Annotated in this window: 18 protein-coding genes; 7 read left to right on the top strand and 11 right to left on the bottom strand. The window is 65.8% G+C overall.

What is annotated here, in order from left to right; all coding sequences use genetic code 11:
* Window positions 1-269: 269 nt before the first annotated feature.
* Window positions 270-1,859: an MFS transporter gene (locus tag LFT46_RS01775; protein WP_236800764.1), complete on the bottom strand. Its 1,590-nt coding sequence runs from the start codon at window positions 1,857-1,859 to the stop codon at window positions 270-272.
* A 435-nt stretch (window positions 1,860-2,294) separates the two neighbouring features.
* On the opposite strand from LFT46_RS01775, the gene LFT46_RS01780 reads away from it, so the two are divergent.
* Window positions 2,295-2,552, top strand: coding sequence for a hypothetical protein (locus LFT46_RS01780; protein ID WP_236821114.1), 258 nt, complete (start codon window positions 2,295-2,297; stop codon window positions 2,550-2,552).
* A gap of 157 nt (window positions 2,553-2,709) precedes the next feature.
* Here the strand turns inward: LFT46_RS01780 and LFT46_RS01785 are convergent, their stop codons facing one another.
* A complete protein-coding gene (locus tag LFT46_RS01785) occupies window positions 2,710-5,271 on the bottom strand; it encodes an ATP-dependent DNA ligase (protein ID WP_236821115.1) in 2,562 nt (853 codons plus the stop codon).
* A gap of 40 nt (window positions 5,272-5,311) precedes the next feature.
* Here LFT46_RS01785 and ku point away from each other — a divergent pair, with 40 nt between their 5' ends.
* From ku to LFT46_RS01800, 3 genes are all read left to right on the top strand, one after another.
* Window positions 5,312-6,493 carry a non-homologous end joining protein Ku gene (gene ku, locus LFT46_RS01790; protein WP_236821116.1) on the top strand — a complete coding sequence of 394 codons (1,182 nt, stop codon included), beginning with the start codon at window positions 5,312-5,314 and terminating at the stop codon, window positions 6,491-6,493.
* 127 nt (window positions 6,494-6,620) lie between these two features.
* On the top strand, window positions 6,621-7,463 hold the full coding sequence (locus tag LFT46_RS01795) for a class I SAM-dependent methyltransferase (protein WP_236800769.1): 843 nt from the start codon (window positions 6,621-6,623) through the stop codon (window positions 7,461-7,463).
* A 3-nt stretch (window positions 7,464-7,466) separates the two neighbouring features.
* Window positions 7,467-7,919, top strand: coding sequence for an SRPBCC domain-containing protein (locus LFT46_RS01800; protein WP_236821117.1), 453 nt, complete (start codon window positions 7,467-7,469; stop codon window positions 7,917-7,919).
* 172 nt (window positions 7,920-8,091) lie between these two features.
* On the opposite strand, the gene LFT46_RS01805 is transcribed toward LFT46_RS01800, so the two are convergent.
* From LFT46_RS01805 to LFT46_RS01825, 5 genes are all read right to left on the bottom strand, one after another.
* Entirely contained in the window at window positions 8,092-8,370 is a 279-nt protein-coding gene (locus LFT46_RS01805; protein WP_015935750.1) for an HPr family phosphocarrier protein, read from the bottom strand.
* 66 nt (window positions 8,371-8,436) lie between these two features.
* A complete protein-coding gene (locus LFT46_RS01810; protein ID WP_236821118.1) occupies window positions 8,437-10,530 on the bottom strand; it encodes a PTS fructose transporter subunit IIABC in 2,094 nt (697 codons plus the stop codon).
* A 2-nt stretch (window positions 10,531-10,532) separates the two neighbouring features.
* Entirely contained in the window at window positions 10,533-11,555 is a 1,023-nt protein-coding gene (locus tag LFT46_RS01815; RefSeq protein WP_236800772.1) for a 1-phosphofructokinase family hexose kinase, read from the bottom strand.
* On the bottom strand, window positions 11,552-12,358 hold the full coding sequence (locus LFT46_RS01820) for a DeoR/GlpR family DNA-binding transcription regulator (protein ID WP_236821119.1): 807 nt from the start codon (window positions 12,356-12,358) through the stop codon (window positions 11,552-11,554). The genes LFT46_RS01815 and LFT46_RS01820 overlap by 4 nt, the downstream gene beginning before the upstream one ends.
* A 308-nt stretch (window positions 12,359-12,666) precedes the next feature.
* Complete coding sequence (locus LFT46_RS01825; RefSeq protein ID WP_236800775.1) at window positions 12,667-12,924, bottom strand: DUF6458 family protein; 258 nt, start codon at window positions 12,922-12,924, stop codon at window positions 12,667-12,669.
* Window positions 12,925-13,095: 171 nt separating this feature from the next.
* On the opposite strand from LFT46_RS01825, the gene LFT46_RS01830 reads away from it, so the two are divergent.
* The 3 genes from LFT46_RS01830 to LFT46_RS01840 all read left to right on the top strand — a co-directional run bounded on the left by LFT46_RS01830 (window position 13,096) and on the right by LFT46_RS01840 (window position 17,122).
* Window positions 13,096-13,713 (top strand): alpha/beta hydrolase, encoded by a 618-nt coding sequence (locus tag LFT46_RS01830; RefSeq protein WP_236800777.1) that lies wholly within the window; start codon window positions 13,096-13,098, stop codon window positions 13,711-13,713.
* A 200-nt stretch (window positions 13,714-13,913) separates the two neighbouring features.
* A complete protein-coding gene (locus tag LFT46_RS01835) occupies window positions 13,914-14,651 on the top strand; it encodes an HAD family hydrolase (protein ID WP_236821120.1) in 738 nt (245 codons plus the stop codon).
* 125 nt (window positions 14,652-14,776) lie between these two features.
* Window positions 14,777-17,122: a glycoside hydrolase family 65 protein gene (locus LFT46_RS01840; RefSeq protein ID WP_236821121.1), complete on the top strand. Its 2,346-nt coding sequence runs from the start codon at window positions 14,777-14,779 to the stop codon at window positions 17,120-17,122.
* 9 nt (window positions 17,123-17,131) lie between these two features.
* Here the strand turns inward: LFT46_RS01840 and lipA are convergent, their stop codons facing one another.
* The 4 genes from lipA to gcvH form a co-directional block, all read right to left on the bottom strand.
* A complete protein-coding gene (lipA, locus tag LFT46_RS01845) occupies window positions 17,132-18,145 on the bottom strand; it encodes a lipoyl synthase (RefSeq protein ID WP_236821122.1) in 1,014 nt (337 codons plus the stop codon).
* 46 nt (window positions 18,146-18,191) lie between these two features.
* On the bottom strand, window positions 18,192-19,634 hold the full coding sequence (locus LFT46_RS01850) for an L-serine ammonia-lyase (RefSeq protein ID WP_236821123.1): 1,443 nt from the start codon (window positions 19,632-19,634) through the stop codon (window positions 18,192-18,194).
* Between the two features lie 289 nt (window positions 19,635-19,923).
* The gene (gene glyA, locus LFT46_RS01855; protein ID WP_272910820.1) at window positions 19,924-21,246 is read right to left on the bottom strand and encodes a serine hydroxymethyltransferase; all 1,323 of its coding nucleotides are present in this window, start codon (window positions 21,244-21,246) and stop codon (window positions 19,924-19,926) included.
* Complete coding sequence (gcvH, locus tag LFT46_RS01860; RefSeq protein ID WP_141158408.1) at window positions 21,243-21,626, bottom strand: glycine cleavage system protein GcvH; 384 nt, start codon at window positions 21,624-21,626, stop codon at window positions 21,243-21,245. The genes glyA and gcvH overlap by 4 nt, the downstream gene beginning before the upstream one ends.
* Window positions 21,627-21,634: the final 8 nt, after the last annotated feature.

A 21,634-nucleotide genomic window follows, 5' to 3' on the forward strand; every position in this document is an offset into this window, starting at 1 on the left:
TACCTGACCTGTCCTGTTTTGTTGTGGCGCCATTCGTGGCCTGTCGCAGCCGCTGTGCCCTTCGGAACGTATCACCGGCCTCGGGCAGAGTTCCATTGAGGGCGGTCATATTCTGACATCCGGCAGGCACGCAAAGGCCCGTCCCCCGTGCTTCCCCCAAGGAGGCACGCGGGACGGGCCCGTGAGCGTGGGCTACAAGAGCGCCCGGCGGACGGCTGGAACTAAGCCCGGCTGGAACTGTGTCCCGATGGAACTGTGTCCAGCTGGAACTAGGCGCCGGCCGGAACCCCGCGGTGTGCCTGGGGATCGTTGCCGTCGTGGGTGTCGAACGGCAGTTCGTCCAGGTTGATGAGCGGGTTTTCGTCCTGGGTTGCCACCAGTTCCTTTGCCTCCGCCGCGGAGTCAACGCTCGGCATCGATCCGGGGAGGGGACGGTTTGCCGATTCCTTGAGGAAGTAGATGGCAATGGCACCTACCAGGGAGGTGGCCATCAGGTAGTAGGCGGGCATCATGTCGTTGCCGGTGGCGCCGATCAGCGCGGCCACGATGAAGGGGGTGGTGCCGCCGAAGATGGCCACGGCGAAGTTGTAGGCGATCCCCATGGCGCCGTAGCGGCTGGACGTGGGGAACTGGGCCGGCAGGGCGGAGGCCAGGTTGGCCACGTAGAACGTCACGGGGAAGGCAACCAGGGTCAGCCCGGCGAGGGTGGACCAGATCTGTCCGATGCCGATCAGCAGGAAGGCCGGGATGGCCAGGACGATGGTGCTCACGGCGCCGATCCAGAGCACGGGACGGCGGCCGATCCGGTCGGACAACTTGCCCGTCAGCGGGATGCAGAGGCTCATGATGACCAGCACGGGAATCGTCAGCAGCGTGCCGTGCACCTCGTCGTAGCCCTTGGATTCAGTCAGGTACGTGGGCATGTAGGACGTCAGTGCGTAACCGGCAGTGTTGGCGGCGGCCACCACAACCATGGCGACAATGATGGGGCGCCAGTAGGCCTTGACGATTCCCACAGGTCCCTTGGCCTGGGCGGTCTCACCAGCGGACGCGTTCTTGGCGTGCTCTTCCTGGGCGTCAAGGGTGGCCTGGAACTGCGGCGATTCCTCGATCTTGCTCCGGAAGTAGACGGCGATGAGGCCCAGCGGGCCGGCCACCAGGAACGGGATGCGCCATCCCCAGTCCTCCATGGTGTCCTGGCCCAGGGTCAGCTGCAGGACGGACACAAGGGCGGCGCCGATGGCGAAGCCCAGGTAGCTGCCCAGGTCCAGGAAGCTGGCAAAGAAGCCGCGGCGCTTGTCTGCGGCGTACTCGCTGACGAAAGTGGTGGCACCGGCGTACTCGCCGCCGGTGGAGAAGCCCTGGATGACCTTAAGGAGCACCAGCAGTGCAGCTGCCCACAGGCCGATCTGGGCGTACCCGGGCAGGAGGCCGACGGCGAAGGTGCTCGCTGCCATGATCATCAGCGTGGTGGCCAGGATCTTTTGGCGGCCCATCTTGTCGCCCAGCCAACCGAAGATGACGCCGCCCAAAGGACGGGCGATGAAGGTGGCGGCAAAGGTTCCCAGCAGGAACAGCGTCTGCGTGGTGGGATCCGACTCGGGAAGGAACACCGGGCCCATGGTGGTGATGAGGTAGCCAAAGACACCTACGTCGTACCATTCCATGGTGTTGCCCACGATGGTTCCGCCGAGTGCCTTTTTAAGCATCGGCTGGTCAACCACGTTGACATCGGATTCCTTGAGCCGGCGGCGTGGGAGCAGCCTGGGCTTCTTGGCAGCCGTGGCGGCTGCGGGGTAGGTTCCGCCGGCGTTTGTGGCGCCTGCGAAAGAGTCGGTCCTGCTTCGGTCTGTGGGCATTTGGGCAACTCCTGTGGAGGTCATTTGCTTGCGACTTGTAGCTGCCCCGCTCTGGGCAGGCCTTCAATTTTACGGGAGATCGGTATCGTCGGCTCGCCAAATGGCCTAGGATACGGCCGTTTAGGCCCCCGGAACCGGTTCCATCCTGGATATTTTTCCCCGGCTTTTCCCGCGTCGTTACTGGGAAGCAGGCTGATCAACGGCATCGTTACCGAAAATTTTTGTTTTTGGCTCCTTCCGGCGCCGGTTTTGCGGCGGTTGCAGCCGGGAAAGTGACTGCGGCCACCGTACTCGGAGGGGGTTCACAGGCGCCTCGGGGGTGCCTATGGTAGAGCGATGAACACACTTCTTTCCGGGCAGTAACCTGCGCGCGCCCGGGCGTTTTCGTTGGCGTTCCGTTTCAAGGAAGAACGAGGGAAGAAGGGAAGAACCACAATGGGTGAAGAGTCCAACCAGTTCCACATCAAGCCCGAGGTCGCGGACCACCTAGCGGCGGCTATGGATGTGCCGGTAGCCCCGGGCCCCGCAGCAGTCGGCGGCGTTCAGTTGCCGCAGCAGGGCGGATGGCCGGATGGCCTGGGGAAGCGGCGCCATCCCAAGGACCGCGCTTCCGGACATGGCCGGATCGGGCACGAAGCAGCCGTGACGGCGGTCCACCGCACCGGCCGCCCGCAGATGCCGCACTCCTCATAGGTACTGGGGTACGTCGCAGCTGCCAACGAGCGTTTGGATGCAGCATGGCGACGCGCACCGGCCGTGTCGACACTGAAATTACCTGGCGCCCTCAGAATATGAGCGCGCCAGGTAATTTGCGCGTCGCGGGTCCACGTCCGCGTCGAAAACCCTGCTGTCAGCTTTCCCGGACCACGTCCGCCGGGTCCTTGTCCACACGCCAGCCCCGCCACCGCGGATGCCGCAGCCGTCCAGGTCCAGTCCATTCGCTGTAGGTCACTTCGCCCACCAGTTCCGGTGCCACCCAGTGGGCGTCGGCCGCGTCGGGGCGGGGGACCTCGTGGAACGGTGAGCTCTTCCGGCCCAGCCGCTCCACGGTCTGCCGCAGTTCTGTGAGCTCGCGGGTGCTGAAGCCGGAGCCAACGCGGCCCACGTACTGCAGCTTGTCGCCATCGGGAATGCCCACCAGCAGTGATCCAACAGTCTCCTGGCGGCCTCCCTTTCCCGGACGCCAGCCTCCCACCACCACTTCCTGGGTTTGTTCGGTCTTGAGTTTGATCCAGGTCCGGGTCCGCTGGCCGCTGACGTAGCGGCTGTCGGTCCTCTTGGCCATCACACCCTCAAGGCCAAGCTCCTGCGCGCTTTCCATGAGGATTTCAACGGACTCCGCCAGCACCATGGACAGGTCCACCGGGCAGTCGGACGGCTCAAAAAACTCCTCGAGCCGCTGCCGGCGTTTGCTGAGCGGCAGGCGGCGGAGATCCTTGCCGCCGTCGAAAAGGAGGTCGAACAGCATCAACTGGACTGGAATCGCGGTGCGGGCCCTGGCGACGTCGGCGGCCCGGGTGAGCTTCATCCGGCCCTGCAGGAGGCCAAAGTCCGGCCGCCCACCGGGGCCGACGGCGATGATCTCACCGTCCGCCACGAACGGTTGATCCGGCCAGCAGGACCGGTCCGTGAACTCGGGATAGGTGCGGCTCACATCGTTGCCGTTGCGCGAGAAGATGCGCACCGTTTCCCTGTCGGCCACCAGGATGGCCCGAACGCCGTCCCACTTGAGTTCGTACTGCCATGAGCTGCCCTGCAGGTCGGCCGTAGTGCCGGACGTCGCCATCATGGGTTGGTATTCCAGAGGGTCCGCAACGGTACCGGCGGCGGACCCGGCCGACGCCTTGGGCTCGGCTTCCTGCCCAGGCACCGCGCCGCCGTCGTCCTCTTCCTGCTCCTCCGCTTGCGCCGCCCGGGACGCTGAAGCGGATTGAGCCTGCGCCTCCGGAGCCGCATGCCGCCGTCGTCCGCCTGCCTGCTCCTGGTCCATGAGGTGGATGAGCCACTGGCTTTCAGCGTCCTTGCCCTGGCCCCGTCCGGTGTGGATCAGCGCGATTTTCCTGGTGCCGCCCAGCCCGCCGCCTTCGGAGCCGGTCAGCGTGGCGATGACTTCCCTGCCGTTGATCCACTTATGCAGTTCGTAGGTGCCGGTGTCCCAAATGGTCATGACACCCGCGCCGTACTCTCCCTTCGGGATGGTCCCGTGGAAGGTGAGGTAGTCCATGGGGTGGTCCTCGGTTTGGACCGCCAGATGGTTCTTCCCGCCGGACTCGGGAACGCCCTTTGGCAGGGCCCAGGAGGCCAGGACGCCCTCATGCTCCAACCGCAGATCCCAGTGCAGCCGGCTGGCGTGGTGTTCCTGGATGACAAAGCTGTTGCCGGCGGCGGGGAGGCCGGCGAACGGCTCGGGCGTGGCCTTGGGATCGCGCATGGAGCGGTACTTGCTTAGGCGCGGATCGCCGTCGTGCGCTTCCTCCCGGGCGGCGTCATCGCTGGGCGCTCCGGCTCCATCCCCACCACCTGCAGCGTTGACGACGGCGGCGAATGGGTCCTTGCCGTCCCGCACCCTTCGCAGTACCTCCTGGTAGTCCAGGTGCTTCAGGTTGGGCGAGTCGATCTCCCCCCACGTCCGGGGTGCAGCCACCAATGGGGTCGGCCGGCCCCGGAGTGAGTACGGGACGATGGTGGTTTTCGCAGCGTTGTTCTGGCTCCAGTCCACCAGCACCTTGCCCTTGCGGAGGGACTTCTTCATGTCGCTGACGGCGAGGTCGGGGTGGTCGGCCTCGAGTGCGCGGGCAAGTTCCCGTGCGAACGCGGAGATCTGCTCGGAGGTCTGGCTCCCGTCCAGGGCTGCGTAAAGGTGGATGCCCTTGCTGCCGCTGGTCACCGGCACCGGATCCAGGCCCACGTCCTGCAGGATGGTGCGCGCCAGGAGGGCCACCTCGCGGCACTCCTGCAGGCCGGCTCCCTCGCCCGGGTCCAGGTCCAGCACGAGCCGGTCCGGGTTCAGCTGGTTGCCGTGCGAGTCCACCCGCCACTGCGGCACATGGACTTCCAACGAGTTGATCTGGCCGAACCAGGTCAAGGTGGCCGCGTCGTTGACCAGTGGGTAGTGGATGGTCCGGTCCTTGTGCGTGATCGCCGCTCGCGGCAGCCATCCCGGGGCCGAATCCTCCAGCTCCTTTTGGAAGAACACCTCGCCGGGTTTCTCCGCTGTGCCCACTCCGTTGACCCACCGCTTGCGGGTGGCCGGCCGGTTGGCAGCCGCAGGAATCAGGACGTGGGCCACCGCGGCGTAGTACGCCAGGACGTCCGCCTTGGTGGTGCCGGTCTCCGGATAGATGATTTTGTCCAGGTTGGTGAGGGTCAGTTCCCGTCCCGCCACCCGGACACGCTCCCTGCTAGCGGCCATGGGGCTTCACCTCCGGCCCGCTCTGATGTTGACTGTAGGAATGAGAGCCATCTGGAAAGGTGCCATCGCGTTCGGCCTGGTCAACGTGCCCGTGAAGGTCTACAGCGCCACTGAGGATCATGACATCAGTCTGCACCAGGTTCACAATGCCGATGGCGGCAGGATCCGTTACCAGCGCCGGTGCGAGGTGTGCGGCGAGGTGGTGGACTACTCGGACATCGAGAAGGCGTTCGATGAGGACGGCCGCACCGTGGTGCTGTCCAAGGATGAGCTCAAGTCCATTCCCGCGGAGAACAGCCACGAGATTGAAGTGGTGCAGTTCGTCCCGTCCGAGCAGCTTGAGCCCATGATGTTCGAGAAGAGCTACTACCTGGAACCGGACTCCAAGTCGCCCAAGGCCTATGTGCTGCTGCGCCGGGCGCTGGAGGACACGGATCGGGTGGCCATCGTCCAGTTCGCGCTGCGGGAGAAGACCCGGCTGGGCGCCCTGCGGATCAAGGACGACGTGCTGGTGCTGCAGTCCCTCCTGTGGCCGGATGAGGTGCGGGAGGCCAACTTCCCTTCCCTGGAGGCCGACATCAGGATTTCAGCGCAGGAACGGGACATGTCCGCGGCGCTGGTGGAGTCCATGGCTGCCGACTTCGAACCTGACTCCTTCACCGATGAGTACCAGGTGCAGCTTCGCCAGCTCATCGACGCCAAGCTCGAACAGGGCGAATCGCTGGACACGGAGGAGACGTTCGGCGTGGAAGCCGGCGAGGGCGGCAAGGGCGAAGTCATCGACCTCATGGAGGCCCTCAAACGGAGCCTGGACCGGAAACGCGGCGGCGGGGAGGCCGCCTCCGCCGGCGGAAGTTCCGACGACGAAGCTGACACCGATGAAGCCGACACCGGGGACGGGGAAGCCGAGGGAGCCAAGCCGGCCCGCAAAGCTTCCGGCACCAAGGCTTCCGGGACCAAGGCTTCCGGGACCAAGGCTTCCGGCACCAGGGCGGCGGCCGCGAAGACCGGCACGGATGACGCGAAACCCGCCAAGTCGTCCGCGAAGTCCACGGCAGCCACCAAGTCCACTGCCGCCAAATCGACCGCGTCAAAGCCTGCCGCCTCCCAAACAGCCGGGTCGAAGTCCACCGGCACCAAGTCGGCAGACAGCAAGTCCACGGGAACGAAGACCGCAGCCAAGCCGGCCGCCAAGACCACCAGGGCCCGCAAGCCCGCCTGACCTGCCCACCTTTAGTCCCACCTTTACAGCTGCCTCCATCGCGTCCACAATGAGTCGCATCACAGCCTCCGCTGTGCCAACAGCGTGCTGTCACCCATTTGGACCAGACACGTAGAGGGGCACGGGCATGAGCCAGCAGACCGATGCAGTGGAGGCGGACCGGGAGCTCAAAAAGAAGCACCGGGCCATGTGGGCGTCAGGGGACTACCCGGCCCTCGCGGACGAGATGCTCCTGGAACTGGGCGCCGTCCTGGTGGAGGCCACGGGCATTAGGCCGCGCCAGCGGGTGCTGGACGTGGCGGCGGGAACGGGCAACGCCGCCATTCCGGCCGCGATGATGGGCGCCAAAGTGGTTGCCAGCGACCTCACCCCGGAGCTTTTCGAGGCAGGGCGGCGGGAAGCCGCGAACCGCGGTGTCACCTTGGACTGGCAGGAAGGTGACGCGGAAGCCCTGCCTTTCGGTGATGCGGAGTTCGACGCCGTGATGTCCTGCATCGGGGTGATGTTCGCACCGCACCACCAGGCGGCCGCGGACGAACTGGTTCGGGTCTGTAAACCTGGCGGCTCCCTGGGGCTGCTGTGCTGGACGCCGGAAGGATTTATTGGCCAGATGTTTGCGGTCATGAAGCCTTTCGCGCCGCCGCCCCCGCCCGGTGCGCAGCCTGCCCCGTTGTGGGGGAGCGAGGACCATGTCCGCGAACTGCTGGGGGACAGGATCACTGATGTCCGCACCCGCAAGCAGAACCTGGCCGTCAAAAGCTTCCACCAGCCCGCGGACTTCGTGAGGTATTTCAAGTCCCACTACGGCCCCATCATTTCGGTGTATAAGTCGCTCGCCGAGGATCAGGACAGGGTCAAGGCGCTGGACAAGGCCCTCACCGATTTGGCTGACTCCTTTGGCGACGCCCACGGCGACGTCCCGTTCCAGATGGAATGGGAATACCTGCTCTTCACGGCAAAGAAGGCCTGACCCATGGCCGGGAACCACGTGGCAGTCTCCGTCACCACCATCAACGCCAATCCCATGCGCGTGTGGGAGGTGATCACGGACCCGGCGGCCGTGAAGGAGTTCATGTTCGGGGCCGTCCTGGAGACGGACTGGAAGGTGGGCAGTCCCATCACGTGGCAGGGCGAATGGGACGGGAAGACGTACCAGGACAAAGGCCGGATCCTTAAGGTCGAACCGGGCCGGAAGCTGGTCCACACCCACTTCAGCCCACTGTCCGGCCAGGAGGATAAGCCCGAGAACTACCACAAGCTCGAATGGACTTTCGAGGATCTGGGCGGCGCCACCCGCCTGTCGCTGGCACAGGACAACAACCCCACCGAGGACGCCGCCGCGCACTCCAAGGGCATGTGGGACAAGCTCCTGGCGGACGTGAAGGCGCTCGCCGAACGAACCCAACGCCCCTCCCCTCCCAACTGACTCGCATTTGTTGTCGTTTTGAAGGGTCAAAACGACAACAAATGCGACCTACTTGGGTGAGGCGCGCTGAAGGTGGGCCCGGCGCTTAAAGCCAGGCGGCCGCCGTCGGACGTTCCCGCTTGGGGAAGCCCGACGGCGGCCGCCGGCTTTGTGCGTTGGGGCAGCGTTGCTGCTACTCGGCGTCGTGGTCCGTTTCCAGAATCTGCACCAGGCGCTCCAGCGCATCGTCTGCGCCGGCACCTTCGGCGCGGAGGACCACCACGTCACCGTGCGAGGCACCCAGGCTCATGAGGGACAGGATGCTGGCAGCGTCCATGGCTTCGTCAGCCGGTTCGCCTTCGCGGGCGATGGTGATGTCCAGGTCGAACTCTCCGGCTGCCTCGGCAAAGATGGCGGCCGGGCGGGCGTGCAGGCCCACGCGGCTGGCGACGGTTGCTGTGCGTTCTGGCATTTTTGCTCCTTTGTCTTTCGGCGTGCTGAGGGTTCAGCGGCCGGTGAGGTGTGTGGCTAGGCCGGCTCAGACGGTTGCGGGAACCGGTTCAACCGTATCAACGGTCTTCTTGACTGCCCAGCGCTTGAGGCCCACGACCGCCAGCGCGCTGACTATGGTGCCGGCGATGATCGAGACGACGAACATCAGCAGGTTGCCGATGGCGAAGAAGACGAAGATGCCGCCGTGCGGGGCCTGGGAGGTCACGTTGAAGGCCATGGTGAGTGCGCCGGTAAGGGCGCCGCCCAGCATGGAGGCGGGGATGACGCGCAGGGGATCGGCCGCGGCGAACGGGATGGCGCCTTCGGAGATGAAGGATGCGCCCAGCAGCCAGGCTGCCTTGCCGTTCTCGCGTTCGGCCAGGCTGAACAGCTTCTTGTCCAGGACCGTGGCCAGTGCCATGGCCAGCGGCGGAACCATGCCCGCTGCCATCACCGTCGCCATAATCTGCCACGGGGCCTGGTTGGTGGCGCTGCCGGCGCTCAGGCCGGCAACGGCGAACGCGTAGGCAACCTTGTTGACGGGGCCGCCCAGGTCGAAGCACATCATGAGGCCAAGGATGATTCCAAGGACGACGGCGGAAGCACCGGTCATGCCGGACAGCCAGTTGTTGAGCGCCGTGGTGAGTCCGGCGATGGGTCCACCGAGGACCAGGAACATCAGGCCGGAGGCAACGATCGAGGCGAGCAGGGGGATGATGACTACAGGCATCAGGCCGCGCAGCCAGCGGGGAACCTGCCAGGTTCCGATCAGGTGGGCGACGTAGCCGGCCAGCAGGCCGCCCACGATGCCGCCCAGGAAGCCGGCACCCATGAATCCGGACACGGCACCCGCAACGAAGCCGGGGGCGATGCCGGGCCGGTCAGCGATGGCGTACGCGATGTAGCCTGCCAGCGCGGGGACCAGGAAGCCCATGGAGAGCGCGCCGATCTTGAAGGCTACGGCGCCCAGGTAGATGGGTAGGCCGCCCTCGGGCAGGTTGCCGAAGTTGTTCTGCACCACCACCTTGTCAGCGACGCCGGTGATGTCGTAGCCGCCCAGGAGGAAGCCCAGCGCAATCAACAGGCCGCCGCCGGCAACGAACGGAATCATGTAGCTGACGCCGGTGAGCAGGGCCTTCTTGAGCTTCTGTCCGATGTGCTCGCCCTTTTCCTCGGCCTCGTGCTCGGCCTGTTCCTCGGCACCGAAGTGGGGGACGCGGTGGGCGTGGGGGTTTTCTGCCGCGGCGAGTGCTTCCTGGACCATCTTGTCCGGCTCGTCGATGCCGCGCTTGACCGGAGCGTTGATGACCGGCTTGCCGGCGAAGCGCTCCTTGCCGCGCACATCCACGTCCACCGCGAAAATCACGGCGTCAGCTGCTGCGATGACAGCGGGGTCCAATGCCTTGGCCCCGGAGGAGCCCTGGGTTTCCACCTGCAGGTCGACGCCCATTTCCTTGGCAGCTGCCACCAGCGAGTCGGCCGCCATGTAGGTGTGGGCGATGCCGGTGGGGCAGGCGGTCACGGCGACGAGGCGCTTGGGACGGGCAGGGGTTGAGCCTGTGGCAGTGCTGCCGGCGCTTGCGCCTGCAGAGGCTGAAGAACCTGCTGCACTGGCACCTGCCGCTGCGCCAACGCTCGCACCGACCGGAACGGCGTCAACCGGGGCGGCTGCGGCGTGTGCGGCTGGCTTGTCGGCCAGGGCGCCTTCCACGAGTTCCACGATTTCTGCCTGCGAGGAGGCGTTGCGCAGGGCCGCGGTGAAGTCCTTCTTGATGAGGGAGCGGGCCAGCTTGGAGAGCAGCTTCAGGTGCTCCTGGTCCGCGCCGTCCGGAGCGGCGATGAAGAACACCAGGTCAGCCGGGCCGTCCTTGGCACCGAAGTCAACCTTCGGGTCCAGACGTGCCATGGCCAGGGTGGGCACCGTGACGGCGGCGGAGCGGCAATGCGGGATGGCGATGCCGCCGGGGATGCCGGTAGCGGTCTTCTGTTCGCGTGCGAAGGCGTCGGCGAAGAGTCCGTCAACTTCCGACGCGCGTCCGGTGGCAGCTACCTTGCTTGCCAGATGCCGGATCACCGTCTCGGGGGCGTTGCCCAGGTTCTGGTCGAGCTCGACCAGGTCCGTGGTGATGAGCTGGGTCACTGTCAATCCTTTCGAAGGGCCGTGATGGTTACGGCATCCGGGGTGGTTTGGTCTGCTGCCGGAACAGTGGATCCGGGCAGCGAGGCAGCGGCGGCACCATGGGCCACCGCCTGACGAAGGCAGTCGGCGGGGGCGGCGCCCCGGCCGTGGGCAAGCAGGTAGCCGGCAAGTGCGGAGTCGCCCGCACCTACCGTGCTGACCGCGGCGACCGGCGGGTGCGTGGCCAGCCACGCACCGTCGGCCGTTACGAGGACAGCTCCCTTGGAACCGAGAGTTGCCAGCACAGCACCTACGCCGGAACGTACGACGGCGGCTGCAGCGGCGGCGGCAGCCGCCGGGTCCGCTTCCAGCTCGTCACCGGATGCCGGGGCAAAACCGGCGGCTGCGGCCAGTTCCGCCAGTTCCTCGGCGTTGGGCTTGAGGAGGTCCGGTTTCCCGGAACCCGTGGTTGTTCCGCTGGTGCCTGTGCCGTCGTCGGGGGTTCCGGCGTCGGTGAGGGCAGCGGCAAGGGGCGTCCCGGAGGAGTCGACGGCGATCAGCGGCGCATTGCCGTTGCCCGCCTCCCGGATCCGACGGGCCACCGTTGCGTAGAAGTTGTCCGGGAATCCGGGCGGCAGCGAGCCGGCCAGGACTACCCAGCTGGCGCCACGGGAGCTTTCCAGCAGCAGCTTGATGAGGGCTTCCTGCTGGTCCGCGGCAAGGACGGGCCCGGGTTCGTTGATCTTTGTGGTCACGCCGCCGGGCTCGGTGAGCGCCACGTTGGTGCGCAGCGGCTCGTCGATGGGAAGGGATATGAAGGGGACTGCACTTTCGCGCAGGCCGGCCAGGACGGGATCGCTGTCCGCGCCTGGCAGGACGGCCAGGGATTCGAGTCCGGATGCCACCAGGGCGCGGGAGACGTTGACGCCCTTGCCGCCGGACTCCTGGCGGACGGAGACGGCGCGCTGTACTTCGCCGCGTGCCAGGGGGCCGGGGAGGGCCACTGTGCGGTCGAGGCTTGGATTGGCCGTGAAGGTGACGATCATGCGATCACCACATCGACGCCGGCCTCTTCCAGGGCGGCCGCGAGTTCAGGTCCGGGTTCACTGTCTGTGATCAAGGTGTCCAGATCTTTCAAGGAGGCGAACTGGACAAGGGTTTCCGTGTCCAGCTTGGAGGAGTCGGCCAGCACCACAATGCGGCGGGCCGACTGGACGAAGGCTGCCTTGACGGCTGCTTCTTCAGGATCGGGAGTGCTGACGCCAAAGGTGGCATGGATGCCGTTGGTGCCGATGAACGCGATGTCCGGGCGGATCCGGGCAGCGGCGTTCACCGTCGCCTGGCCCACGGCCACCTGGGTAAGTCCGCGGACCCGGCCGCCCAGGATCTGCAGGGCGACTCCGGGGACGTTGGAGAGCTTGCTGGCGATGGGCACAGCGTGGGTGATAACCACTAGTTCGTGCTGCGGCCCGGTTCCGTCGGAAGGTTCGACGGCGGTGCGCCGCGCCAGCAGGTCCGCCAGCACTTCGGTGGTGGTGCCGCCGTCCATGAGGACGCTGGCCGGCGAGTTCCGGGGGATCAGTGTGAGGGCGGCCTGGGCGATCCGGACCTTTTGGTCCGGCCGCTGGATGGCCCGCTCGGTGACGCTTTCCTCGGTGGTGCTGAAGCGGTCTGCCGCCACCGCTCCACCGTGGACGCGCCGTACGGTGCCGGCGTTCTCCAGAGCGGCAAGGTCACGGCGGATAGTTTCCGTGGTGATGCTGAAGCGCTCAGCGAGCAGGGTCACGCTGACCCGGCCGTTGCCGGCCACAAGCTCGGCAATCTTTTGCTGGCGCTCCTCGGCGAACACGTACCCTCCGTTGCGTAGTGGTTGTCGTGACTTGGATCACTCTGATGTTGAGTTACTTGACTTTATCTTTGCTTGTGTTGGTTTGTCAATGGAAACCAACATGAAACAAGATGCGAATGTGGGAAGGGCTGGAGTTCCTCTCCCCGGTTCCAGGCTTGGGAGGACGCCAGGGCCTGCGGGTCTGGACTCGGCACCAGGGCCGGGGTGCGAAAAAGCCGGGCCGGACGCATATGGTCCAGCCCGGCTCTTCGGGTTACTTGGGGCCGTTCCCGGGGTTCCCGGAACCCCGTCCCCGGTACCGCTGACGGTTAGAGTCCGCCGTCACGGCTTTCGTGGCGGGTGATCCGCTCCCCGGTGTTTGGATCTATGACGGAGCGGGACTCGCTTACGCGGCGGCTGCGTCCGGGTGAGGCGAGGATAAGGGAAGCGATCAGCCCGATGACGCCCACGGCCATGAGGATGTAGCCCACCAGCTGCTGGTCCACGAAGGGGATCAGGCCGGGAGCCACGGCCCAGGCGAGGATGGCGCCAAGGGCGATGAGGAAGATTGACGAGCCGATTCTCATGACTTGCTCCTTATAGCCGCGTCCTGCGCGGCGCTGGTAGGGCGTTACGGAAGGGTGGTGCGTCACTGCCAAAAGCTAAGCCTGCTGTCTGTCAGGCGTCAGGCTACCTTCCGGGGATTCGTGATTCAATCACCGCGCCGTTAGGGCGGGCATGTCTCGTAGGCTGTTCCGGTGGAAACAGTTGTGTGGTCCAAGCCCGAAGGCCAGCGCTCCGGCACTCCCTTGCTGGTGATGATGCACGGGTACGGCACGGACGAGGCACGGATGGTGCGCCTTTTCGACTACCTGCCGCAGGAGTTCACCTGCGCCGCCCTCCGTGCTCCTATGCCAATCGGCGACCACTGGGGCTGGTTCCTGCTGGACTACTTCCTGGCAAATGACTTCGCCGACGTGATTTCCGCAGCGAACTCCGTGCGGGCGTGGATCAGTTCCGTCAGGGACCAGCACAGCAGTGTCACGCTTATGGGCTATTCCCAGGGCATGGCCATGGCAACCACGCTCCTGCGGCTGCATCCGGAGGACTACAAGGCTGTTGTGGGGTTGTCCGGCTTCGTCCTCAAGAACGAGCTCCTCTCGGTCATGGACTCCTTTGAAGTGAAGCCGCCGTTCTTTTGGGGGCGGGACAAGGCTGATCTGGTGATTAACGAGGACGCCATCGCGTATACAGCCGAGTGGCTGGAACAGAACACGCTGCTGACGACCCGGACCTACCCGGGGATGGGGCACGCCATGTCAAAGACGGAGATGGTGGATGTCAGCGCTTTCCTCCGCCATTACGTACTGGGCTAACTGTGTATCCGCTCCAGTAGAGGGTAAGAAAAAACAGTTGCCAGCGAAATTTGCAAGCGCTTACACTCGTCTACGGCCATGATCGGTCCTGCAGTGGGCGGACAAGGAAGTGATGCTGCGCGCACGCCGCGCAGCAGAACCTCCTTCAGGCTGCCCGGCGGGGCCGGCTGTCCACAAACCGAGAGGACACCGCACCGCCGATGACACAAGAAACTGCAGCTGATACCGCCGCCTGGACCGGCGCCAAAGCAATCCTGTTCGACCTGGACGGGGTGCTGACGCCCACAGCCAGCGTGCATGAGCGGGCCTGGCAGGAACTTTTCGATGGCTACCTCGCCTCACAGCCAGGTGTTTCCGGTTACCGGGAAAGCGACTACTTCGACCACATCGACGGCAAACCGCGCTTTGACGGGGTACGTGACTTCCTCGCCTCACGCGGGATCACGCTGCCGGAGGGCCCGTTGGATGACGATCCCGCCCACGACACTGTCCATGGCCTGGGCAACCGGAAGAACGCGGTCTTCAATGGCATCGTGAGCGCCGGCGTCGAACCGTTCGAAGGCTCTGTCCGCTTCCTCCAAGCCGCACTGGACCGCGGACTCAAGGTCGCCGTCGTCTCTTCCTCCCGCAACGCCCCTGCCGTACTGAAGGCCGCCGGACTCAGCCGGCACTTCGCCGTCGTGGTGGACGGGGTGGTGGCCGCGGAGCAGGGCCTGCCCGGCAAACCAAGCCCGGCCACCTACGAATACGCCGCCAAGCTGCTGGACCTGTCCAGTTCCGAGTGCGTGGTGGTGGAAGACGCCGTGTCCGGCGTGCAGGCAGGACATGCCGGGTCCTTCCACTCCGTTATCGGGGTGGACCGGGGCGCCGGGCGGCTGACGCTCCTGGACGCCGGTGCCACCCTGGTGGTTAGCGATCTCCAGGAACTTATCCCCTAAACCTCCGTTGCCTCCCCGGGCAACCCCGTTGCTTCCCCGGCAGCACCAATCCCAGTACCGCACTTCCCCCCAATACTCCATGCCGGCCCAGCCGGCAGCACAGCAAGGCCAAAAGGACCCCGACCATGGCACTGATTACCGAGGACCGCGAGCGGTTCCCCGATACCCCCTGGCAGCTCGTCGAAACCCGGTACCAGACCGACGGCGCCGGAACGCTTGAGACCCTGTTTGCGCTGGGTAACGGGCACCTGGGCATCCGGGGTGCGCATTGTGCCGCGGCCGATGCCGAACTGCCGGGCAGCTTCATCAATGGGTTCCACGAAATCTGGGACATCAAGCACGCCGAGAATGCGTTTGGCTTCGCCCGGACCGGGCAGCGCATCCTCTACATTCCTGACGCCAACAACTTCACGGTGGTGGTGGACGGGGAAAGCCTCAGCCTGGCGGAGTCCGAGGTGCTGGACTACCGGCGGACCGTGGACTTCTGCACTGGAATCTATGAATGCCGCATCACCTGGCAATGCCGGTCCGGCGCTATGGTGACCACCACGGAGCGGCGGGCCGTGGGATTCGCGTCCCGTGGCGGCCTGGGCATTTCGCTGGAGGTGGCAACGAACCGGCAGGTTTCCCTGGATGTCACCTCGTCCGTGATCAACCGCCAGGACCAGCCGGTGGAAGACCACTCCGTGCACGATCCCCGCCGCGCCGGACGCCACGCGGGGCGCGTGCTGCTGCCCTTGCGGCTCGACGGCGGCGACGGCTCCTTGCGCCTGTCATGGGAGGCTGCGGAGTCCAAGCAGCGCGTGGGCATTGCCGTGGACCACTGGACGTCACCCGGGCACCAGCCGTTCGAGACACTGGTGGACCAGGACGACAGCAGCGTCCGGTACGTCCTTGCGGTGGATGCCGATGAGCCGTTCCGGCTGGAGAAAAGCGTTAGTTACGCCGCCGGCCGCAGCATGCAGGACCCGGAGATCGATGCAGCCGCGGTGGCGGAAGGAGCGTTGCGGCCGGTGGGTGACATCTTTGCCGAGAGCGAGGCGCACTTCCGCAGCTACTGGGCCACCTCGGACATTCTGGTGGAGGGCGGCCGGCCCGGGCTGCAGCAGGCCATCCGGTGGAACCTGTTCCAGTTGGCCCAGGCCACCGCGCGTGCCGATGTTGCCGGCATCCCCGCCAAGGGCGTGACCGGATCGGGCTACGAGGGGCACTACTTCTGGGACCAGGAGGTGTACCTGCTGCCCTACCTTACGTACACCAATCCCGACGGCGCCCGGCAGGTCCTGGAGTTCCGCCACAGCATGCTTCCCGAAGCCAGGATCCGCGCCAAGGAGCTGAGCGTGGACGGTGCCCTGTTCCCGTGGCGCACCATCAACGGGCTCGAAGCCAGCGCTTACTACGCTGCCGGTACCGCGCAGTTCCACATCGCCGCAGCCATCGCCTTCGCCACCAACAGGTACCTCTGGGCAACCGGTGACACCGCCTTCCGGGACGGGATGGGCGCCGAGCTGCTGATCGAGACCGCCCGGATGTGGATCTCCCTTGGCTTCTTCGGGAAGGACGGGCTCTTCCACATCCACGGCGTGACCGGCCCCGACGAGTACACCGCCGTGGTCAACGACAACCTGTACACAAACGTCATGGCCCGCTTCAACCTTCGCGCGGCCGCTGCCCTTGAGCACGCCGGCATCACCCTGGAGGAGCGCCAGCTGTGGGAGGCTGCGGCCAGCCGGATGAACCTGCCGTTCGACGAGCGCATGCAGGTGCACTCGCAGGACAACGACTTCATGACCCTGGAGGCCTGGGACTGGACCACTCCGCGGTCCAAGTACCCGTTGCTGCTGCACTTCCACCCTCTGGTCATCTACCGCCACCAGGTGCTGAAGCAGGCGGACACGGTCCTGGCCATGTTCCTGCAGTGGCAGGACTTCACGGCCCAGGAAAAGCACCGTGCCTTCGACTTCTACGATCCGCTCACCACCGGCGACTCCACGTTGTCCGCCTGTGTGCAGGGGATCATGGCGGCGGAGGTGGGCTATTCGAAGGAAGCGCTGGAGCACTTCACCAACGCCGCGTTCATCGACCTGGACGACACCCACGGCAACACCATCGACGGCGTGCACATCGCCTCCACCGGGGGAGTGTGGAGTTCGCTGGTGTGCGGGTTCGCCGGCATGCGCGACCAGGGCCCGGTGCCCTACTTCGATCCACGCCTGCCCGCCGAATGGGACGGGTTGGCCTTCCACCTGAAGATCCGCGGCCGCCTGCTGCTGGTCCAGCTTGCCGCCGGTTCCATCACGCTCACGGTGCAGGAGGGTGAGCCGCTGGAGGTAGATGTCCGCGGCCAGCACTTCACGGTGGGCGGTACGCCTGTGCAGGTGCCGCTTGAACCGGCCGTGGAGCCGGAGCCAACGGTCTTTCCCAGCGGACTGCCGACGGCGAGCATCCCGGTGGTGCGCGGCAACAGCTGACGCGGGCTGCTAGCCCGCCAGGAGGGTGGCGGCTTCCTGGCGGGTGGTGCCGGAGTCCTGGATGCCGTCGGCGATGTGGGCGAGTTCGGCGGGGATGTCGCGGCCTTTTTTGCGCATGGCGGTGGCCCAGAGGCGGCCGGCGCGGTAGGAGGAGCGGACCAGGGGGCCGGACATGACGCCGAGGAAGCCGATTTCTTCGGCTTCGTGCTGGAGGTCGACGAATTCCTGGGGTTTGACCCAGCGGTCCACGGGCAGGTGCCGTTCGGAGGGGCGCAGGTACTGGGTGATGGTGATCAGGTCGCACCCTGCTGCGTGGAGGTCGCGGAGGGCTTCGGAGATTTCCTCGCGGGTTTCGCCCATGCCCAGGATGAGGTTGGATTTGGTGACCATCCCATGGGCCCGGCCCTGGGTGATGACGTCCAGGGAGCGGTCGTAGCGGAACGCGGGCCGGATCCGTTTGAAGATCCGGGGCACGGTTTCGACGTTGTGGGCGAAGACTTCGGGTTTGGACTCGCAGATCGCTTTGATGTGCTCGGGGTTGCCCGAGAAGTCCGGGATGAGCAGTTCGACGCCGGTGCCGGGGTTCAGTTCGTGGATCTTGCGGACGGTTTCGGCGTAGAGCCACACGCCTTCGTCTTCGAGGTCGTCGCGTGCCACGCCGGTGACGGTGGCGTAGCGGAGCTGCATGGACTGGACGGAGCGGGCCACCTTGGTGGGTTCGAACCGGTCCAGGGGTGAGGGTTTGCCGGTGTCGATCTGGCAGAAGTCGCAGCGGCGGGTGCATTCGGAACCGCCGATCAGGAAGGTGGCTTCCTTGTCTTCCCAGCATTCGAAGATGTTGGGGCAGCCGGCTTCTTCGCAGACGGTGTGCAGGCCTTCCTTTTTCACCAGGTTCTTCAGGCCCACGAACTCCGGGCCCATTTGGACCTTGGCCTTGATCCATTCCGGTTTGCGCTCTACCGGGACCGCAGCGTTGCGCTGCTCGATCCGCAGCATCTTCCGGCCTTCAGGTGCCAAAGTCATGATCGTTTTCCTTTGTTTGCTTGGGGGATTGGAAGTCGGCCGGGCGTCAGCATTCGACGACGTTGACGGCGAGGCCGCCCATGGCGGTTTCCTTGTATTTGGAGGACATGTCTTTGCCGGTTTCGCGCATGGTGATGATGACTTCGTCGAGGGAGACCCGGTGGGTGCCGTCGCCCCAGAGGGCCATTTTCGCGGCGTTGATCGCTTTGGCGGCGGCGATCGCGTTCCGTTCGATGCAGGGGACCTGGACCAGCCCGCCGATCGGGTCACAGGTCAGGCCCAGGTTGTGTTCCATCGCGATCTCGGCGGCGTTTTCCACCTGCGCCGGGGTGCCGCCCATGACCTCGGCCAAACCGGCCGCGGCCATCGAGGACGCGGACCCGACCTCACCCTGGCAGCCGACCTCGGCCCCGGAGATCGAGGCCTGTTCCTTGTACAGCACCCCGACGGCGCCGGCGGCGAGCAGGAACCGCACCACCACATCCTCCCAGTCTTCCTTCGTGGCCTGGTCCATGCCGGGGGCGAAGTGGAGCGCGTAGTACAGCACCGCGGGGATGATCCCGGCCGCCCCGTTCGTGGGCGCGGTGACCACCCGTCCGCCCGAGGCGTTCTCCTCGTTCACCGCCAACGCCACCAAATTAACCCACTCCTGCCAATACCGCGGGTCGTGGAAGTCCCAGTCCCGGAAACCCAGGTGCTGGTTGTCATCGCCGGGGCGCGCGCATTCCTTCTTCAGCCTCTCGTACCAGTCCGGGGCGCGGCGGCGGACCTTCAACCCGCCCGGCAGCACCCCCTCCCGCTTCAGGGACGTGGCCACGCAGTCGGCCATGACGGACCAGATGTGCAGCAAACCAGCCCGGATCTCCTCCTCGGACCGGGCGGCCTTTTCGTTGACCAGCATCACGTCCGCGATGCCCAGCCCGGTGTTCCGGCAGTGTTCCAGCAGTTCCGCGGCGGTCCGGAACGGCAACGGCAACTCCTGTTTGGACGCGTCCAGTTCCTGCTGCGCGGCGTCCTCCTCGCCCTCGCGGACGATGAACCCGCCACCGACCGAGAAGAACGTCGCCGCGTGCAGCACCTCCCCGGCCTCATCGGCCACGGTGAACGTCATCCCGTTCGTGTGCCGGGGCAGCACCGTCAACGGCCGGAGCACCATATCCTCCACCCCGTACCGCAGCGGCACGGCACCGGCCAGGTTCAAGGTCCCGGTCTCCGCGATCGAGGCCAGCCGCTCCTCCACCTCCACGGGCAGGATCAACTCAGGATGGAACCCCTCCAACCCCAACAACACCGCGGTCATCGTCCCGTGCCCATGCCCCGTTGCCGCCAGCGAACCATACAAATCCACCCGCAACGACGCCACGTCAGCCAAGACTCCAAGGCTTTTGAGCTCCTCCGCGAACACAGCAGCAGCCCGCATCGGCCCCACAGTATGCGACGAGGACGGACCAATCCCGATCGAAAACAAATCAAAAACGCCAACAGCCATGACGGGGATTCCTAACTAAAACAGTGGTTGGGGTGGTGGGCCGGTGACCGAATTCCTCCGCGTGCCCGGGGCCCACGCCGTCCGGGTTCCCTGGCCGAGCTTGCGAGGTTAGGGGGACGGTGGGGAGCACGTCTCCGGAATCCGCCCAGTCGTCAAGGCCGCCCACCTAGACGGACCCCGCGAGCGTCGGCGGAGCCGGACTTTTCGAAAGCCTGCGTCAAAGCGAGGAACGAGCAGCAGGCGTGAAAATGTCCGGTCCGCCGACGCGGACGCAACCAAGGTGAAGCACTCAGGCGAGGTTGGTGATTGACGGGTAGAGCGGGTGCGCTGCAGCCAAGGCCTCGACGCGGTGACGCAGGCTGGAAAGGTCCGCGTCGGCGTCGGCGATCAATGCCTCGGCGATGATGTCCGCAACCTCGCGGAAGGCGTCCTCTCCGAAGCCACGGGTGGCCAAGGCAGGGGTGCCGATGCGAAGGCCCGAGGTGACCATCGGGGGACGCGGGTCGAACGGCACGGCGTTGCGGTTGACGGTGATGTCGATCGCGGCGAGCCGGTCTTCTGCCTGCTGGCCGTCGAGTTCGCAGTTGCGCAGGTCAACCAGGACCAGGTGCACGTCGGTGCCGCCGGACACCACACTGATGCCCTTTGCGGTGACGTCCGGCTGGACCAGGCGCTCGGCCAGGATCCGGGCACCGGCAAGGACGCGCTCCTGCCGCTCCTTGAACTCGGGGGACGCTGCGATCTTGAAGGCCACGGCCTTGCCGGCAATGACGTGCTCAAGTGGGCCACCCTGCTGGCCGGGGAACACAGCCGAGTTGATCTTCTTGGCGATGTCGGCGTCGTTGGAGAGGATGATGCCGCCGCGCGGACCGGCGAGGGTCTTGTGCGTGGTGGAGGTAACCACGTGGGCGTGCGGGACCGGGCTCGGGTGCAGTCCGGCTGCCACCAGGCCGGCGAAGTGCGCCATGTCCACCATGAGGTAGGCACCCACGAGGTCGGCGATCCGGCGGAACTCCGCGAAGTCCAGCTGGCGGGCGTAGGCCGACCAGCCGGCAACGATGAGCTGCGGCTTGGTTTCCAGCGCAAGCCGCTCCACCTCTGCCATGTCAATGGTGTGGGTGTCTTCGCGGACCTGGTACGGAACCACGTTGTAGAGCTTGCCGGAGAAGTTGATCCGCATGCCGTGGGTCAGGTGGCCGCCGTGGGCCAGGTTCAGGCCCATGATGGTGTCGCCGGGCTTGATCAGCGCGTGCATCACCGAGGCATTGGCCTGGGCCCCGGAGTGTGGCTGGACGTTGGCGTAGTCAGCACCGAACAGGGCCTTCACCCGGTCGATCGCCAGCTGCTCGATGACGTCCACGTGCTCGCAGCCGCCGTAGTAGCGCTTGCCCGGGTAGCCCTCGGCGTATTTGTTGGTCAGCACGGAACCCTGTGCCTGCATCACGGCCACGGCGGTGTGGTTTTCCGACGCGATCATCTCCAGGCCGTCGCGCTGGCGGCCCAGTTCGTCGTCGATCTTGGCTGCGACCTCCGGGTCCAACCCGGAAAGGTCCGCGTTGAGGCTCGGGGAGACTACCTGCTCGAACACTGCGGTGTCAGCGGCCGCGCTCACAGTTCGCCGCCGTTTGCTTCGGCGTATTCCTCTGCGGACAACAGCGGGCCCTCTTCGGTGACGGTGACCTTGAAGAGCCAGCCGGCGCCGTACGGGTCGTTGTTGATCACGGCGGGGTCGCTGACGACGTCGTCGTTGACTTCCGTGACCTCGCCCGTAACGGGGGAGTACAGGTCTGAAACGGACTTGGTGGACTCGATTTCGCCACAGGTCTCACCTGCGGTCACCGTGGAGCCAACCTCGGGCAGGTCCACGTAGACAATGTCGCCCAGTGCTTCGGCGGCAACAGCGGACACACCAACCACGGACGGGCCGGAGCCGTCAGCGGCGATCCATTCGTGTTCGGCGGAGTACTTCAGTTCAGCGGCAACTTTAGCCATGGTTTTTT

Source organism: Arthrobacter sp. FW306-07-I (assembly GCF_021800405.1).
GTDB lineage: Bacteria > Actinomycetota > Actinomycetes > Actinomycetales > Micrococcaceae > Arthrobacter.